This window comes from Lactobacillus johnsonii (genome assembly GCF_013487865.1).
Taxonomy (GTDB): Bacteria; Bacillota; Bacilli; order Lactobacillales; family Lactobacillaceae; genus Lactobacillus; species Lactobacillus johnsonii_A.
This window is the reverse complement of the sequence record NZ_CP047409.1, coordinates 1,807,571-1,825,223: the sequence shown is the minus strand read 5'-3', so window position 1 is coordinate 1,825,223 and position 17,653 is coordinate 1,807,571. Positions and strand designations below refer to the sequence as shown.

17 protein-coding genes and 1 pseudogene are annotated in these 17,653 nt (G+C 34.4%); 16 read left to right on the top strand and 2 right to left on the bottom strand.

Going from position 1 to position 17,653, the window contains the following annotated elements; all coding sequences use genetic code 11:
• Positions 1–102 precede the first annotated feature (102 nt).
• Positions 103–1,331, bottom strand: a pseudogene (locus GTO82_RS08895) (ISL3 family transposase).
• Between the two features lie 263 nt (positions 1,332–1,594).
• On the opposite strand from GTO82_RS08895, the gene nfr1 reads away from it, so the two are divergent.
• The 5 genes from nfr1 (at position 1,595) to GTO82_RS08870 (ending at position 5,603) form a co-directional block, all read left to right on the top strand.
• Positions 1,595–2,131, top strand: a complete 537-nt coding sequence (gene nfr1, locus GTO82_RS08890) for an NADH-dependent flavin reductase subunit 1 (protein ID WP_180873244.1) — start codon at positions 1,595–1,597, stop codon at positions 2,129–2,131.
• 12 nt (positions 2,132–2,143) lie between these two features.
• Positions 2,144–2,698 (top strand): NADH-dependent flavin reductase subunit 2, encoded by a 555-nt coding sequence (gene nfr2 / locus GTO82_RS08885; RefSeq protein WP_180873243.1) that lies wholly within the window; start codon positions 2,144–2,146, stop codon positions 2,696–2,698.
• Between the two features lie 130 nt (positions 2,699–2,828).
• Positions 2,829–3,866 carry a MupG family TIM beta-alpha barrel fold protein gene (locus GTO82_RS08880; RefSeq protein WP_180873242.1) on the top strand — a complete coding sequence of 346 codons (1,038 nt, stop codon included), beginning with the start codon at positions 2,829–2,831 and terminating at the stop codon, positions 3,864–3,866.
• A 10-nt stretch (positions 3,867–3,876) separates the two neighbouring features.
• Entirely contained in the window at positions 3,877–4,680 is an 804-nt protein-coding gene (locus GTO82_RS08875; protein ID WP_180873241.1) for a tyrosine-protein phosphatase, read from the top strand.
• Complete coding sequence (locus tag GTO82_RS08870; protein ID WP_180873240.1) at positions 4,677–5,603, top strand: FAD:protein FMN transferase; 927 nt, start codon at positions 4,677–4,679, stop codon at positions 5,601–5,603. Before GTO82_RS08875 ends, GTO82_RS08870 begins: the two co-directional genes overlap by 4 nt.
• 44 nt (positions 5,604–5,647) lie before the next feature.
• Here the strand turns inward: GTO82_RS08870 and GTO82_RS08865 are convergent, their stop codons facing one another.
• Positions 5,648–6,184, bottom strand: coding sequence for a CvpA family protein (locus tag GTO82_RS08865; protein ID WP_180873239.1), 537 nt, complete (start codon positions 6,182–6,184; stop codon positions 5,648–5,650).
• A gap of 197 nt (positions 6,185–6,381) precedes the next feature.
• On the opposite strand from GTO82_RS08865, the gene rsmG reads away from it, so the two are divergent.
• From rsmG to GTO82_RS08810, 11 genes are all read left to right on the top strand, one after another.
• Positions 6,382–7,101 carry a 16S rRNA (guanine(527)-N(7))-methyltransferase RsmG gene (rsmG, locus tag GTO82_RS08860; protein ID WP_180873238.1) on the top strand — a complete coding sequence of 240 codons (720 nt, stop codon included), beginning with the start codon at positions 6,382–6,384 and terminating at the stop codon, positions 7,099–7,101.
• Positions 7,102–7,122: 21 nt separating this feature from the next.
• Positions 7,123–8,004, top strand: coding sequence for a nucleoid occlusion protein (noc, locus tag GTO82_RS08855; RefSeq protein ID WP_180873237.1), 882 nt, complete (start codon positions 7,123–7,125; stop codon positions 8,002–8,004).
• Positions 8,005–8,019: 15 nt separating this feature from the next.
• Positions 8,020–8,793, top strand: a complete 774-nt coding sequence (locus tag GTO82_RS08850; RefSeq protein WP_180873236.1) for a ParA family protein — start codon at positions 8,020–8,022, stop codon at positions 8,791–8,793.
• The gene (locus GTO82_RS08845) at positions 8,777–9,658 is read left to right on the top strand and encodes a ParB/RepB/Spo0J family partition protein (RefSeq protein WP_023599998.1); all 882 of its coding nucleotides are present in this window, start codon (positions 8,777–8,779) and stop codon (positions 9,656–9,658) included. Before GTO82_RS08850 ends, GTO82_RS08845 begins: the two co-directional genes overlap by 17 nt.
• A 20-nt stretch (positions 9,659–9,678) precedes the next feature.
• Positions 9,679–9,927 carry a DUF951 domain-containing protein gene (locus GTO82_RS08840; RefSeq protein WP_180873235.1) on the top strand — a complete coding sequence of 83 codons (249 nt, stop codon included), beginning with the start codon at positions 9,679–9,681 and terminating at the stop codon, positions 9,925–9,927.
• A gap of 22 nt (positions 9,928–9,949) precedes the next feature.
• The gene (gene ychF, locus GTO82_RS08835) at positions 9,950–11,050 is read left to right on the top strand and encodes a redox-regulated ATPase YchF (protein ID WP_180873234.1); all 1,101 of its coding nucleotides are present in this window, start codon (positions 9,950–9,952) and stop codon (positions 11,048–11,050) included.
• Between the two features lie 11 nt (positions 11,051–11,061).
• A complete protein-coding gene (locus GTO82_RS08830; protein WP_180873233.1) occupies positions 11,062–11,895 on the top strand; it encodes a DUF1129 domain-containing protein in 834 nt (277 codons plus the stop codon).
• A gap of 135 nt (positions 11,896–12,030) precedes the next feature.
• Entirely contained in the window at positions 12,031–13,761 is a 1,731-nt protein-coding gene (locus tag GTO82_RS08825; protein ID WP_180873232.1) for an ABC transporter ATP-binding protein, read from the top strand.
• Positions 13,762–13,774: 13 nt separating this feature from the next.
• Positions 13,775–15,631, top strand: a complete 1,857-nt coding sequence (locus GTO82_RS08820; RefSeq protein WP_180873231.1) for an ABC transporter ATP-binding protein — start codon at positions 13,775–13,777, stop codon at positions 15,629–15,631.
• A gap of 151 nt (positions 15,632–15,782) precedes the next feature.
• Entirely contained in the window at positions 15,783–16,469 is a 687-nt protein-coding gene (locus GTO82_RS08815) for a response regulator transcription factor (protein ID WP_003649950.1), read from the top strand.
• A 5-nt stretch (positions 16,470–16,474) separates the two neighbouring features.
• Complete coding sequence (locus GTO82_RS08810) at positions 16,475–17,632, top strand: sensor histidine kinase (protein ID WP_180873230.1); 1,158 nt, start codon at positions 16,475–16,477, stop codon at positions 17,630–17,632.
• The last annotated feature ends 21 nt before the right edge of the window (positions 17,633–17,653 follow it).

The following is a 17,653-nucleotide window of genomic DNA, read 5'->3' as shown; positions in this document are numbered from 1 at the left end:
TAGATTAATTAGGCTGTTTGTCAAATCCTGTTGATGAATAGTTTGTAAAGAGAGCTAAGCAACTAGAAAATAGTTGTTTGGCTCTTTTTCTTTTACAATATTTTATTCAAGTCTAATTCTAATTAATAAATGTTTGAAATTTCTATAGCCATAAGCAGTACGTTCAATTTGCTTAATCTTCCGATTGACACCTTCAAGACAACCATTAGAGTAGTTAGAAGATATACCGTTTAGGACACCGGTATAATTATGCTTAAAGGTCAGTAGTGTTTGATGCATTTGTTTACCAACACTTTGTTTTGAATGAAGTAGATGGATAACTTTCTTTTCATCGTTATCCTGAATAGCAGTCATAAAGTCTTGCATAACCCAATAAGTATTTTCTAAGGTTTGGTCACAATCTAAACCATCTAAGACAACATGTTCCTGAGTGAGAGAGTCTTTAAAGTGCCAATCGTAGTAGGGAGTAGTCTTATTAAGTTTGTCATATTTCATGAGATAAAGCTTCCAAGGAGACTTTAAAAGCTTATATTCATGGCTTTGCTTTTTAAATTGCTTCATGATTTGAACTCGGAAAATATTAAACGATCTAGTAAGCATTTGAACCATATGAAAACGGTCAATAACTATCTGAGCATTTGGAAATAATTCTCTAGCAACTAAAGGATAATAACAATTAAGATCCATAGTTACTGTTTTAACCATTGCACGAGCTTTAGGAGTGAACTTGTAAAAATAGCGTAGAATATCAGGTTTGAAACGAGTTCTAAGAATTTGAACAACTTTGTGAGTATCACCATCTAGACAAATAAAGTGAAGCTTTTTGCCTACACCTTTGAATTCATCAAAGGCTAAGTGTTCAGGGAGATGATCAAAGTTATCATAGAACTTAGAAGAGCAGGCTTCTAATACTCTTTGAACCGTGTTGACAGATACATTATGTTCTCTAGCAATGCTGGTCATTGAACGATCTTCAGTAAGAGCAGAAAGTATTTTTCGCTTAGAAGTGTTAGAGATATAGCAGCCTTTATTAACCAGATTAGATTGAGCCATAGATCTTTTTAAACAATCATTGCAGAGAACACGTTGTTTTCTTAATCTGATAGTAACGGGCTTACTAGCATCAGCAGTAATGAAACGAACGTTAGAAACGTAATGACCGTTATGCTTAAGATTAGAGGAAAGACAGTAAGGACAATGGGACTGAATAAGTTCAGCTACATAGAGATTATGATATTTGCCGTTAATATATTTTTTAAAATAATCAGAAAAATAATATTAGGATCTTCAATATTGAGATGAAATTTAATACAATCATTGTTAGAGGACATAAGCAATCACCTTTATTCTTTAGAGTGGAATCAGAAGATTTAATGCAGTGAGGCTTATGGCCTCTTTCTTTGTGCAATAAAAATCCTGTCGATAGAATATCATAGATATCCATCAACAGGAAAAAGTATAGAGCCGTTAATTAAGCACCACGTTCAACTGAAAGTGGTGCTTTTTTGTTAAAATTAAATTATGACTTTTAAAATAGTGAGATTAAAAAGTATAATTTAATAGAAAGATAATTATAAAGAAAGGTAACGTAGAAATGAAACTCTTTGCCATTGTAGGTAGCAACGCTGATCATTCTTATAATCGCGATCTACTAAATTTTATTAAAAAGCATTTTACTGATAGATATGATATTGAATTGGGAGAGGTTAAAGATCTTCCAATGTTTAAAGAAGGAGTTAAAGAACCTGCTGCAGTAGCTAGCTTTGCTAAAAAGGTAGCTGATGCTGATGCAGTATTAATCTCTACGCCAGAACAACAACACTCAGTTCCTTCATCGTTAAAGAGTGCACTAGAATGGCTTTCATCAGCTGAACATCCTTTTAAAGATAAGCCGGTAGTTATTGTGGGTACTTCAGTTTTACCTCAAGGATCTGCTCGTGGACAAAGTCATTTAAAGCTGGTGCTTTCTTCTCCTGGTTTTGGTGCCAAAGTATTTAATGGTGATGAATTTATGATGGGAACAGCTCCAGAGCAATTTGACGAAAACGGAAACTTACCAGCTGGAACTGTTAAGTTTTTAGATCATTTCTTTGATGAATTTGATAGTTTTTATGTTGAAGTAAGTAAGTAGGAGGGACGAGACATGAAATTACTAGCAATTGTTGGTACGAATGCAGATTTTTCATATAATCGTTTTTTAGATCAATTTATGGCTAAGCGGTATAAGGAGCAAGCTGAAATTGAAGTATATGAAATTGCTGATTTACCTCGTTTTAAAAAAGAAGCACAACCAGATAGTAAGGTTGAAGAATTCAAAAATAAGATCCGTGAAGCAGATGGTGTGATTTTTGCTACTCCAGAATATGACCATGGTATTCCTTCTGCATTGAAGAGTGCAATGGAATGGACTGGAAGCCATGCTCAAGGAAATGCAGATGTAATGAAGATGAAACCAGCAATGGTATTAGGTACATCTTACGGAATTCAAGGTGCTTCAAGAGCACAAGAAGAAATGCGTGAAATTTTGCTTTCTCCTGATCAAAGTGCAAATGTTTTGCCAGGAAATGAAGTTTTAATTGGTCATGCTGTAGATAAGTTCGATAAAAATACTGGAGACTTATTAGATCAAGAGACTATTCATGCTATTGATTTAGCATTTAATAATTTTGTTGAATTTGTTGAACAAGCTCAAAAATAAGTTAAAACTTTATTTTCTTATAGTACAAAAGGAACTAGGTAGAATTTTCTATCTAGCTTTTTTTGTCATTAAAGTTTATTATTTTAATGAAAGAAAGCATTTTCACAAAGCTTAGAAAAGAGAGATTTAGATGCTCGGTTTTTCAGTTTATTTAGATAAAGATTTGACTGCAGATGATCATAATTATTTGCTTGGAATGAGGAATGCTGGTTTTAAGGAAGTCTTTACTTCATTAACCGGCTTAAAGGATGAAGCAGACACAGTTTTAAAAAGATTAGATCAGCTGACTAGTTGGTGTAAGGATCTAGAATTAAAGGTTATGGCAGATGTTTCACAAGATGATTTACATTATTTAGGCTATGATTTAGCAGATGCAGAAAAATTAAAGACACTTAATGTGACTGGCTTAAGAATTAACGATCAAGTATTAATGCGTTTTGTATCAAAATTGTCTAAAACTATGTGGGTATCTTTAAATGCAATTTACTTACAACCAGAAGATATTACTCATCTAAAAGAAGAAGCAGCTAACTTTGATCATATTAGAGCTCTATTTGATTTTTATTCTCAGCCAGAAACAGGGATGGATGAAAAGTGGTTTGAGGAGAAAAACCAATGGCTTCATAATTGTAATTTAGAAACAGCGGCTTTTATATCTGGAGATGGGGCTAAAAGAGGACCATTTTTCGCTGGAGAAACTACTCTTGAGTCACAAAGAGGAGTATATCCACTAGCAGCAGCTCTTAATTTGAAAGATCTTACTTGCAATAATGTCATTGTTGGCGATCGTCTAACTAGTGAAACAATTAAGTCTTTTGCGCGCTATACGAAGGACCATGCAATCACGCTTCATGTAGATGAAAAAAATACTTTTCTCAATAAAAATCAATGGCATAATTATTTATATCTTGCTCAAGATATCGTTAGACTCCGTAGTGAAGGTGAACTTCCAAAATTTGAAGCGCAGGATTTGCCTTTGGATCGACCTGTGGGAACAATTAGTATCAATAGCAATGGCTTAAATAGTAACGAAATTCATATTGCTAAGAGAAATTTACCTGCTAATAAAGAGGGAAGGATTCTTGGTAGGATTTGCGATGAAGAGTGCAGTTTGCTTCTTCATATCGAGCCAGGACAAAAAGTTATTTTTAAAAATTTAGAAAAGTAGGGATTACAAAATGATTAGGCCAAACATTTTACCACTGCAACATGTGCCTAATGCACGTGATTTAGGCGGTTATGTAGGTTTCGATGGTCGAAAAATTAAGATGCACCGACTTCTAAGAACAGGGAAGTTATGCCGAATGACTAAAGAAGATGAAACTTTTTTACTTAATTATGGCTTAACTAAAATCGTCGATTTACGCTCACCTAAAGAAATTGAATTAGCTCCTGATGTTGTGCCAGCAGGAGTTGAGCATATTGATAATCCAATTCATGGAAATCAAAGTGCAGAAACAGATCAAAAGATATTGCAATTAAAAAAGACCTATACTAAAGATCAATATGCTGGTTTTAAGACGATGTGTCACCAGTACCATTCTTCTGTTAGTAAAGAATATTCTCAAAAGGCCTTTAATAGTTTACTCAATATCTTTGCTAATACTAAAGATGGAGCTATTATCTTTCATTGCTCTGAAGGAAAAGATCGTACAGGCTTAGCTACAGTCCTGATCTTATATCTTTTGGGTGTTGATATGGAAACCATCAGACAAGATTATCTATTTTCTAACTTAATGCTAGGAAATTATCAGGCCAAGATGAATCAAAAGATAATTGATGAGGGTGGTAGTGTAATTTTGCGTGCAAATGTTAGAAGTTTAGCAAGTGTCGCAAATGAATATTTAGATACAGCGCTTTTATTAATTGATGAGAAGTATGATGGAATAGACAATTACATTAAAAATGTTCTTAAAGTTGATGATGAGATGATTCAAAGTTTAAGAGAATTATACTTAGAACCAAAGAAGGCATCGAAATGATACAAAATTATGCTTCAACTCCAATTTCAAAAGTTGGGCGCGGATTAGGAACTGTTATCACGCTACAGGTTTATGGCGACCAAAATAAAAAGATTTTGGATCAGAGTTTTGATTTGATTGCTGGATATGAAGATCGGTTAACTGTAAATCGAGATCATTCTGAGGTAATGGACGTTAATCATGCGGCTGGTATTCGTCCTGTACAAGTTTCTGCAAGTACGTATAATCTAATTAAGTTAGCTGTTTATGAAAGTAAACAAAATTTTGGCTTTAATGCTCTGATTGGACCAGTTGTAAAATTATGGCATATTGGTTTTAAAGGAGCCCATGTTCCAACTGATGAACAGATTAAAGAGAAGATGATTCTAACGAATCCAGCAGATGTTAGATTAGATGATGATAATCAGACCGTTTTTTTAACTAAAAAAGGGATGGAGCTTGATTTAGGAGGAATAGCTAAAGGATATATAGCAGATAGAATTAGAGATCTATGGCGTGCTTATGATGTTCGAGCTGGAATCATTAATCTAGGCGGGAATGTCTTATTTGTAAACAGTTCTCCTAAAAGAGCCAGTGGGGAATGGATTCTTGGTGTGCAAGATCCTAAAAAGAAACGCGGTAATAATCTAACAACCGCTACTGTTCATGAATGTTCTGCTGTAACGAGTGGGACGTATGAGCGCTTTTTAGAAATTAATGGAAAAAAATATCACCATATTATTGATCCTAAGACTGGATATCCCGTCAAGACTCATGTGGCTGGTGTAACCTTGTTTACTCGTGATTCTGTTCAAGCTGAAATTGAGTGTAAGCGACTATTTTTTGCTGGTGGTCCTATTCCGGGCTGGAAAAATGATAAAGCAGGTCGCTATGGTGCAATCTTTGTATATGATGATGATTCAATAGAAAGAATTGGTGTATAAAAAATAGGATTCGGTAACTCCGAATCCTATTTTTGCTGAGTATTTTAACCAACTGTTCGACTAATACCAAATATTGTCTTAAATACTCCATTTGACAAGCCTGGTGTGTTATAAATAATTACTCGTAAAATTGGTGAATCAGCTGTTTGTTGAATAAACCAAGGATTTTGAAAAGCCTGGCACATTGATAAGGCTACATAAACTAAGAAGTAAGCAGCAATAAAAGATACTATTGCTCCTAAAACATTGTCCAATAGATTACCGATTCCCTTTTTAGTACGATCACGTTTAGGAAGCCAACCCTTACAAATCTTTAAAATCATTTTACCGATAAACCAAATTACAAAGAAGGCTAAGAAACGGTAACCGATTATTTCAAGACTAATATTGCCAGTTGTGGGAACAACCTTACCAGAAAATTGTTGATAGAACCAATTTCCTAAACTATTTTGTCCTAAAATAGCTGCTGCAAATACAATTGCACCAAAAATCATATTAATAACACGTTGAGCAAATCCCAGTTGATATCCTTTATAAGTTTGATAACCGAGATAAAGAATCACAATAAGCGTAACAATCATGCATTTAACTCCTTTTGCTAATCATTATAGCTTATCGATTTTAATTTAAATACATATTTTAAATACTTTGTTGTTTTTTGACGATTCTTAAAAAATACTACATAATTAAATACGTTAGTTTATGATGATAATAGTGTTGTTAACCGCCTTTAATTGCGGTAAATTAGGAGTGTGAAACTAGGTTTCACGGGTGAAAAATGAATCCAGAAATTTTTGCAAAAGAGCTCGCAAAATATGGCTTTAAACTTAATGATAAGCAAAAAGAACAATTTGCGACATATTATGATAAATTAGTTGAATTTAATAAAAAGGTTAATCTTACCAGAATTACTGATAAAAATGAGGTTTACTTAAAGCACTTCTTTGATAGCATTACTCCACTCTTAGAATTTCCAGACCTATTTAAAGGTGAAAAAACTTTATGTGATGTTGGAGCAGGAGCAGGTTTTCCTTCTTTACCGATTAAGATCTTGTGTCCTAACTTAAGTATCACTATTGTTGATTCTTTGGGTAAAAGATTAAAGTTTTTAGATGAACTTGTAAACGACTTAGGTTTAGATAAAGTTACTTTAGTTCATAGCCGTGCGGAAGATGCCGGTCAAAATAAAGACTTACGTGAAAAATTTGATTTGGTAACTGGACGTGCTGTAGCAAGAATGAGTGTTTTAAGTGAATATTGTGTACCACTAGCAAAGGTTGGTGGTTACTTAGTTGCTCTAAAAGGACCCAAGGCACAAGATGAGTTAGCAGAAGCTAAGCATGCCATTGATGTGTTAGGAGGAAAAGTAGAAGATGTGAAAGAATTAACTCTTCCTGATACAGATGATGACCGTACTTTAATTGTTGTTGAAAAAATGAAGGCAACTCCTAAGAAATATCCACGTCAAGCTGGTACACCGAATAAAAAACCACTTTAAATTTAATTGGAGGAATAATTTATGGCATTTTCATTATTTGGCAATCGTCAAAAAAAGATCCCTGAAAGTAAGCAAGTTCAAGAAATTGAACTCGATAAAATTATGCCTAATCGCTATCAGCCCCGTCATACTTTTAGTGATGAATCAATTGAGGAATTAGCTACTACATTAAAAGAACAAGGTTTACTCCAACCAATTATTTTGCGTAAGCCAGCTGATGGTCCAGAAGGTGAATATGAAATTATTGCAGGTGAACGTCGTTTTCGTGCTGCTCAATCACTTAAATGGGCAAAAATTCCAGCAATTGTTGAGGATATGGATGATGAAAAAGCAGCCTCTTTAGCCTTAGTTGAAAATTTGCAACGTGAAAATCTTAACCCTATTGATGAAGCACAAGCTTACGTTCAATTGATGAAAGTTAATAATTTAACTCAAACTGAATTGGCAGAACAAATGGGGAAGACCCAATCTTATATTGCTAATAAGATTAGACTACTCAAGTTAACACCTAAAGTACAAGGCTTCTTAATTGATAAAAAGATTTCTCAACGTCATGGGCGTGCACTTTTAGTTTTGAATGAAGAAGATCAAGATACTGCTGTTAGCGAGATTATTAAGAGTGGTTTAACTGTAAAAGAAACTGAAGAGATGGTAAAAGATCTGGATGGTTATTTTGCTGCTCAAGAAAAGGAAAAAGAAGAAGAGCTCGAAGAGAATAAGTCTGAACAAACTAAAAAGCCTAAGAAGAAAGTTCAAGTTCGGACAGCTAATGATTTTAAAGTACAAATAAATACAATTAAAAAAGCAATTAAGATGGCAAAAGATTCAGGAATGACCGTGAAATATAAAGAAGATAAAAAGGGTGATTCCTATAAAATTACTATTGAATTGCTTAAAAAGTAGGCAAAGGGAGTAAATATGGTTCAAATTATTTCGGTTGCTAACCAAAAAGGTGGCGTTGGTAAAACAACGACAACGATTAATTTAGGTGCCAGCATTACAAATCATGGTTATAAAGTTCTAATAGTTGATATTGATCCCCAAGGAAATGCAACTTCCGGTTTAGGTATTGAAAAGTCAACTGTAGATAAAGACATCTATAATGTTTTAATTGATGAAATTCCTTTATCTGAAACCATTCATCATACCGAAACTAAAAATTTAGATGCAGTTCCTGCTACTATTCAATTAGCTGGTGCTGAGATGGAATTAACATCAATGATGGCACGTGAAACGAGATTGAAGCAGGGAATCGATGAAGTTAGCCATGAATATGACTTTATTTTTATCGATTGTCCTCCATCTTTAGGTCAGCTCTCAATTAATGCTTTTACTGCTTCAGATTCGATTTTGATCCCAGTTCAAAGTGAATATTATGCAATGGAAGGCTTAAGCCAGTTATTGAATACAATTCGCTTAGTCCAAAAGCACTTTAATAAGAATTTGGGTGTGGAAGGTGTATTGCTAACCATGCTGGATGCTAGAACTAATTTAGGAGCAGAAGTTGTTAAAGAAGTTCAATCTTACTTTAATAAAAAAGTTTATAAGACAATTATTCCGCGAATTACCAAGTTAGCTGAAGCTCCAAGTTATGGTAAACCAATTACGGAATATGCTCCAAAATCTCGTGGTTCCCAAGTATATGATTCTCTAGCAAAAGAGGTGTTGAAAGCTCATGGTAAAAAACTCTAAAGAACCTAAAAAACGTGGTCTTGGACGAGGCTTAGAAGCTTTATTTGATGAGACCCCACAAGTTCAAGAAACTGAGGAGATTACGGAAATCTCTTTAGATGAAATTAGACCAAATCCTTATCAACCAAGAAAAACGTTTGATAATAAAAGCTTAAAGGAACTTTCTGAATCGATTAAGGAAAATGGGGTTTTCCAACCAATTATTATTCGTAAATCAGTTAATGGTTACGAAATTATTGCCGGTGAACGTCGTTTTCGTGCTTCTAAGTTAGCTAAGAAGAAAACAATTCCAGCCATCATTCGAGAATTTGATGAGGCACAAATGATGGAAGTTGCAGTTTTAGAAAACTTGCAACGTGAAGATTTAACACCATTGGAAGAAGCGCAAGCTTATGAGATGCTGCAAAAGAATTTAGGATTAACTCAAGCAGAAGTTTCTAAAAGATTAGGAAAATCTCGCCCATATATTGCTAATTATCTTCGCCTCCTTACTTTGCCTCAAAAAACTAAACGTCTCCTTCAAAGAGGAGAGTTGTCAATGGGGCAAGCAAGAACATTACTTGGGTTGAAAGATAAAGATAGTATTGATGACTTGGCCAGAAAAGTAGTTAAGAATGGAATTACAGTTCGTCAATTAGAGTCATTAGTAGCTAAATTGAACGAAAAAGAAAAGAAACCCAAGAAAAAGTCTATTAAAAAATCTGCTTTCATTCGGGCTACTGAGTCTCAATTAACTGATAAATTTGGTACTAGTGTAAATATTACCGAAGGCAAAAAAGGAAATGGTCATTTAGCTATTGATTTTGCATCAACGGATGAATTAAATCGAATTTTGGATTTACTAGGAATTAATTTAGATAAATAATTAATAGGAGTTGATTTTTCATGTATCATTTGGGCGATGTAGTACAGATGAAAAAACCACATGCATGTGGTGAAAACAAGTGGGAAATCTTGCGAATGGGTGCAGACATTCGCATTAAGTGCTTAAGGTGTGGTCATTTAATTATGATGCCTCGAGCAGAATTCAATAAAAAATTAAAAAAAGTGCTGCATGCAGCAAATGATCCTGTTAACTTAAAAGAGGAACATTACGTTCCTAAGGAAAATATTGCTGTGCCACACTTTGAATAAAATCAATTAAGAGGAGAAAATTATGTCATTAACTGCAGGTATTGTTGGATTACCAAATATAGGTAAATCTACTTTGTTTAACGCGATTACTAAAGCTGGTGCCGAAATGGCAAACTATCCATTTGCCACAATCGAGCCAAATGTGGGGATGGTTGAAGTTCCAGATAGTCGTCTAGCTCGTATTCAAGAATTAATTCCAGCTAAGAAGATTGTTCATACTACATTTGAATTTACTGATATTGCTGGTTTGGTAAAAGGTGCATCAAAAGGTGAAGGACTTGGAAATAAGTTCCTTGAAAATATCCGCCAAACTGATGCAATTGTTCACGTTGTTCGTGCTTTTGATGATGACAACATTACTTCAGTTACTGGTAAGGTTGATCCAGAAGAAGATATCAACACAATTAATCTGGAGTTAGCAATTGCGGACTTAGATGCAGTTAACCGTAGAATTGGAAAAGTACAAAAGGTTGCTCAACAAGGCGATAAGGAAGCTAAAGCTGAATTAGCTGTTTTAAATAAATTAAAGCCAGTTCTTGAAGAAGGTAAGGCTGCTCGCTCAATTGACTTTAATGAAGATGAACAAAAGATCGTTAAGGGATTATTCTTACTTACTTCTAAACCAGTTATTTATGTTGCTAATATTGCTGAAAGTTCAATGGCTGATCCAGAAAGCGATAAGTACTACCAAATCGTTAAAAAGCATGCTGAAAGTGAAAATGCAGAGGCCTTAGGAATTAGTGCAGCTACTGAAGAAGAAATTGCTTCAATGGATGAAGATGAAAGAAAAGAATTTCTTGAAATGGAAGGCGTTGAAGAGTCTGGACTTGATCGCTTGATTAAGGCTGCTTACCACATTTTAGGCCTCCGTACTTTCTTTACTGCTGGTGGTCCTGAAACTCGTGCATGGACTTTCCATGAAGGCATGAAAGCACCACAAGTTGCCGGTGTTATTCACTCAGACTTTGAACGTGGATTTATTCGAGCAGAAGTTGTTTCATTTGATGATTTAAATGAACTTGAAACCATGCAAAAAGTTAAAGAGGCTGGAAAGCTTCGTCTTGAAGGAAAAGACTATGTAGTTCAAGACGGCGATATTATTGAATTTAGATTTAATGTTTAGGAGTTTTTTGAATGGATCCAAAAGATCAAAATAAAAGTGAAAATACTGAAGCTGCCAAGAACTCAACAGCAGGTAATGCGCAACAAGAAAAATTAAAAAAGGCACATGAACAAAATGCTCGTGATGAAGAGATTAAAAAGATGTCTCCGAAAGAATTACGTAATAAGTTAAGTAATAAAAACCAAGATTACATTTTTCGTTTGGAGAAGTTTTTGACAGAAGATCAAAACTATACTATGGATCAAGTAGAGCCAGCAATTGATCAAATTTTGCCAGAAATTATTGTTGCGCAACGTAAAGGAATTCCAGCATCTAATTTATATCAAAAAGCTCCAAGAGAAAAAGCAATCGAAATTGCTAATCCTAAAAAAGAAGCACCTAAGACTAAGTTTTGGATGCATGCCGTAGATAATGGGTTGTTGTACTTTGTTATCTTTGCTGGATTCTTTGGTGTAGTTCAACTATTTTCCAACAGTTCTAAGCAACAAGATGGTATGCAACAAATGGGTATTTTAACTGTTGCATCAGTTACAATTTTATTTGGTATTTTAATGGCATACTACAATGATTTAATTATTAGGGATAAAAGTAAACGTCCACCAATGTGGCAAATTATTTTGATAGGTGTATTTTTAGTCGGAATCATAATGGTTTGGATTACATTTACATCAATGCCATTTGTGCGGGTGATTAACCCTGTATTGAACCCATGGGTTTACATTGTGTTAGCGGTAATTGCTTTCTTTGTTCGCAGATGGTTCCGTCAAAAGTACCATGTTGTTGATCCATTGCAAATTAAGCGTCAAAATGAAATTGCCGCTAGAAGACAAAATCGTCGAAATTAAAAACGTGACTATTTATTTAAATTAGTCTACAGTATAAATAAAGATAACAAATAATTTATTTGTTAGGGGAGTGAATAGACGGCGCGAGGCGTCTATTTATTTTTATCTTTTTTAAGTAAAGAACGGGGGTTTTATATGGTTAATGTGTTACGTAAGTCAATTAGACAATACAAAAAATTGTCGTTGACTTCCCCAGTCCTAGTTGCAGGTGAAGCTTTAATTGAAATGTTGATCCCATACTTGGTTGGTATTCTAATTGATAGGGGAATTATGAAAGGAAATATGGGCTATATCAATAAGTGGGGCCTAATTCTCTTTGTGCTAACCTTAATTTCTTTAACTTTGGGTGCGAGTGCCAGTTATGTTTCTGCACACGCAGCAGCAGGCTTTGCGGCTAATTTAAGAAAAGATATGTTTTATCATATCCAAGATTTTTCTTTTAACAATATTGATAAGTTTTCCAGTGCCAGCCTGGTAACACGGCTTACTACAGACGTGACCAATGTTCAAAATGCCTATCAAATGTTAATTAGAATCGCTGTTCGTGCACCGCTAATGCTGATTTTTTCAATTATTATGTCGATTATCATTAGTCCAAGGCTATCTTTGATTTTTGTGGTAATCGCTCCTATCTTTGTTTTAATTTTGGCATTAATTATTAAAAGTGCTTATCCTTACTTCCCACGTATTTTTAGAGGATATGATGTAATGAACCAAGATGTTCGTGAAAATATTCGTGGAATTCGTGAAGTAAAGACTTATGTGCAAGAAGAATCTCAAATTGAAAAGTTTGAAAAATCTTCTGGCTTTATTTATAAATTATTCTCAACTGCGCAGAAAATTATGTCACTTAATGCGTTGGTTGTAATGGCAGTTCTTAATATTTCTACTTTAGCAATTTGCTGGTTTGGTGCTAAGGAAATCGTTGGTGGAAGTTTACAAACTGGACAATTAGTTTCCATGTTTTCATATTCAAACTCTGTTTTGTTTAGTTTGAATATTCTAGCTATGATCACTACTCAATTAGTTATTTCTGAAGCTAGTGGTAAACGTATTGCGGCTGTCTTAACCGAAAAGCCAGCAATCGAAAATCCACGAAAACCTCTTAAAGACGTAACTAATGGAGATATTGTTTTTGATCATGTTAACTTTAAATACTCACCAGATGAAAAGCACTATGCTTTAGAGGATATTAACTTACATATTACCCCGGGTGAAACAATCGGTATTATCGGTGAGACTGGATCATCTAAATCAACTTTAGTTTCAATGATTCCTCGTCTTTACGATGTAACGTCTGGTGCAGTTAGAGTAGCTGGCCATAATGTTAAATCATACGAATTGAAGGCCCTTCGTGATAAAGTTGCAATGGTTTTACAAAAGAATGTTTTGTTTAATGGAACTGTTGAAGAAAACCTAAAATGGGGAAACGAAAATGCAACATACGAAGAAGTTGTAGCTGCAGCTAAGGTTGCTCATGCAGATGGCTTTATTCGTGAAATGCCAGATGGCTACAATACAATGATTGAACAAGGCGGAAATAATGTTTCCGGTGGACAAAAACAGCGTTTGACTATTGCTCGTGCACTTTTGAAGAATCCAGAAATTTTAATTCTAGATGATTCAACTTCTGCTGTGGATACGACAACTGAGCGTGAAATTCGTGAATCTTTGGCAAAAGACATGCCTCATACTACTAAGATTATTATTTCTCAAAGAGTAGTTTCGATTAAAGATGCAGACCGAATTATTGTTATGGATCACGGTAAGATTCAATCAATTGGAACACACGAAGAATTAATGAAAACCAATGAACTTTATCGTTCAATTGCTAAGTTCCAAGAAGAAAATAATGCGGGAAAGTAGGTGAGAGTAAGTTATGGATCAAGTAAAAGAAAAAACACAACCTAAAGGAAACCGGATAAAAGTCCTTGGTCGTTTATTAAAATTAGTTTTGACAACCAGCCCTTGGATGTTAGTTGTTTCAATAATTACTATTGTTTTAGCAGCTGCTTCCGCTGTAATTGGATCGCTATTTATTGAGCGACTGATTGATACTTACGTAACACCACTCTTACATGAAAAAGTTCCAAATTATGGCCCGCTTCTAAACGCCATTTTAGTAATGTTTGGAATCTATGCAATTGGATTCCTTTCTAATTACTTATTTAGTATGTTGATGGGGGTATTAGCCCAAAAAGTACAGTTCCGTGTTCGTAATGAAACATTTACCCATATGGAATCTTTACCAATTGCTTATTTTGACCAAAATAACTATGGGGATATCATGAGTCGTTATACTAATGATATCGATACCTTGATGCAGATGATTTCCCAATCATTACCTCAATTCTTGAACTCGGCATTAAGCTTGATTTTTGTTATTGTGGCTATGTTTAGTTTAAGTTGGCAATTGACTCTGTTCTCATTTATTATTTTTGCATTATCCTTTGGAATTGTTAGATTTTTAACAGTTAGATCTAGCCATTACTTCAAAGCTCAACAAAATAAATTAGGACAAATTAATGGTTATGATGAAGAAATGCTTAATGGTTTAAAGGTCATTAAAGTTTTCTCCCATGAACCTGAAGCTGAAGAGGGCTTTGATAAGTTTAATGAAGAACTGCGTGGAGCTTCGGGAAAAGCTAATACATATGCGACAATTCTATTCCCAATTATGGGTAATATGGGTAACTTGCTGTATGTGTTAATTGCCTTTATTGGAGGAGCTGCCGCAATTAATGGATGGGCTCCTTTAACTTTAGGTGCAATTGCATCCTTCTTACAGTTATCCCGTCAGTTTAGTATGCCAATTGCACAAATTTCTCAACAATTGAATTCAATTGTTTTAGCTTTAGCCGGTGCCCAAAGAATTTTTGAACTAGAAGATGAGCCTTCTGAAGTTGATAATGGAGATGTTATTATGTCTCCTAATAAGGAAGTCAAGAATAGTTGGTATTGGGATGTGCCAGAAAAGAATGGTGACATTAAAAAGGTACCAATTAAGGGACATATTGTTTTTGATCATGTTAACTTCTCATATGTACCAGGGCATCAAATTTTGTATGATATCAACATTGATGCAAAACCAGGGATGAAGGTGGCTCTAGTTGGTGAAACTGGTGCAGGTAAGACAACTATTTCAAATATGCTTAATCGTTTTTATGAAATTCAATCTGGAAAGATAACCTATGATGGTGTTCCAATTTCTCAAATTAGAAAAAATGATCTAAGACATTCTTTGTCGATTGTTTTACAAGAAACCCACCTCTTTACTGGAACGATTATGGATAATATTCGTTTCGGTAAGCCTGATGCCAGTGATGATGAAGTATATCAAGCTGCTCGTTTAGCACATGCAGATGAGTTTATCCATGAACTTGATGACGGATATGAAACTGTAATCGATGGTGATGGCGGTGATTTGTCTCAAGGTCAAATGCAGCTGCTCAGTATTGCTAGAGCGATGATTGCGGACGAACCGGTGATGATTCTTGATGAGGCAACTTCAAGTATTGATACTAGAACTGAACGTATGGTTCAAGCTGGTATGGATAACTTACTTGCTGGTAGAACTAGTTTTGTTATTGCCCACCGTTTATCAACAATAGTTAATTCAGATCTTATTTTAGTTCTAGACCATGGTCATATTATTGAACGTGGTACTCATGAAGAACTTTTGAAGCAAAAAGGTTACTATTACGAGTTGTACACTGGTAAAAAAGAATTAGATTAATTAAAAATGGAGTCTAGATGCTTTTCTAGGGTCCATTTTTTATAATTCTTTAAAAACGTGGTTTAATTTAGGTAATTAAAAGGAAAACGGGTAAAATGTTAATAATAGATTTTTTAATGTGATAAATAATTATAGATAAGGAGAAATCCTCATGAAGATCTTAGTTGTTGATGATGATAAAGAAATCGTTGAATTATTAAGTATATATTTAAAAAATGAAGGTTACGAACCAATTGCTGCCTATAGCGGTAAAGAAGCTTTAACGAAACTTTCTACTAATCCAGAAATTGCATTAATGATTCTTGATATTATGATGCCACAGATGTCAGGAATTGAAGTTATCAAGGAAGTTAGAAAAGATTCAGAAATTCCAATTTTAGTGGTTTCTGCTAAGACTAGTGATATGGATAAGATTCAAGGTTTGATTACTGGAGCAGATGACTATGTAGTTAAGCCATTTAATCCATTAGAAGTAATGGCACGTGTAAGATCACTTCTTCGTCGTAGCCAGAAGGAAGTAAAAGATGATAAGCCAGATGTATTAGAAGTAGGACCTTTAGTGATCAATAAAGATTCACATGAAGTTAAAACTTTAACTGGTAAGGTTATCCAATTAACTGCCTTAGAGTTTGGAATTTTATATATGCTTGCTAGCCATCCCAATCGAGTTTTTAGTGCTGATGAAATTTTTGAAAGAGTATGGCAACAAGAATCAGTTGTTTCTGCTAAAACTGTTATGGTACACGTTTCTCACTTACGAGATAAAATTCAGAAAGCAACTGATGGTGAAGAAGTTATTCAAACAGTCTGGGGAGTAGGCTATAAAGTAGAGGCTTAGTAGGGATGAAAAAGCAGAAAGTAATCCTAACCACAAAAGAAAAAAGCGAACTTTTCGGTGAAGGCGTAATAACCGTTATTTTGCTTTTACTCTTAAACCTTTCGATTATTATTTTGATTAACCTCGCTGTCTTAAATGATCCTAGATTAGAAAATGGAATTTTCTTTTTGAAGAAAACCATTACTTTTGCTAATGGGATGCATTTATGGTCTTGGCAACGACTTTTCATTAGCTTTATGTTAGTCGGAGATGCCATTGTAGTATATTGGCGCTTAATCAGAAGATATCGGCAAATGCAATTGCGCCACGTTATTGAAGAATTACACTATATTGCAGATGGCCATTTTGATCATCGAATTCCTTTTGTTGTAAAAACAGATTTGCAAAAAGTGATTGATTCAATTAATGCGTTAGTTGATAGTACTGTTGCTTCAATGGAAGAGGAGCGGCAGATAGAGCAATCCAAGGATGACTTAATTACTAATGTTTCGCATGATATTAGAACACCACTAACTTCAATTATTGGCTATCTTGGCTTATTAAAGAGTAGTGAGCTGAATGAAGATCAAACTAAGTACATCCAAATAGCTTATGATAAGGCTCTTCAAATGAAAGCTCTAGCAGAAGATCTATTTGAGTACACTACTTTGCGCTCTTCTACAAATAATAAATTGGTTTTAGCGCCGTTACATGTTAATTCAATGCTTGAACAAGTAGCTGCTGGCTTTGAATTAGAAGCTGAGAAGAAAAACATTACTTTTAATGTGATAACCAGACCAAGAGATCTCGTAATTGATGCGGATGCAAAGATGATTGTTCGAATGTTGAATAATCTGATTTCAAATGCTTTAAAGTATGGACGTGGAGCTACTGAAATCAACTTAATTGCAAATAAGGTAAATAATGAATTTGTAGAACTTAGAGTTGAAAACAATGGAGAACAAATTCCTAAGAAATCTTTGCAGAAGATCTTCGATCGTTTTTATCGTGTAGAAAGTTCAAGAAATTTAAAAACTGGTGGAACTGGCCTCGGTTTAGCTATAACAAAAAGTATTGTTGATTTGCATGGTGGTAATATTAAATGCCAATCAACAGCAGAATTAACTAGTTTTATTATTCAACTACCACTCAATAGCCCAAAGAAAAATGATGGTGTGCTATAATTTAGGCTGAATTGATTTAAA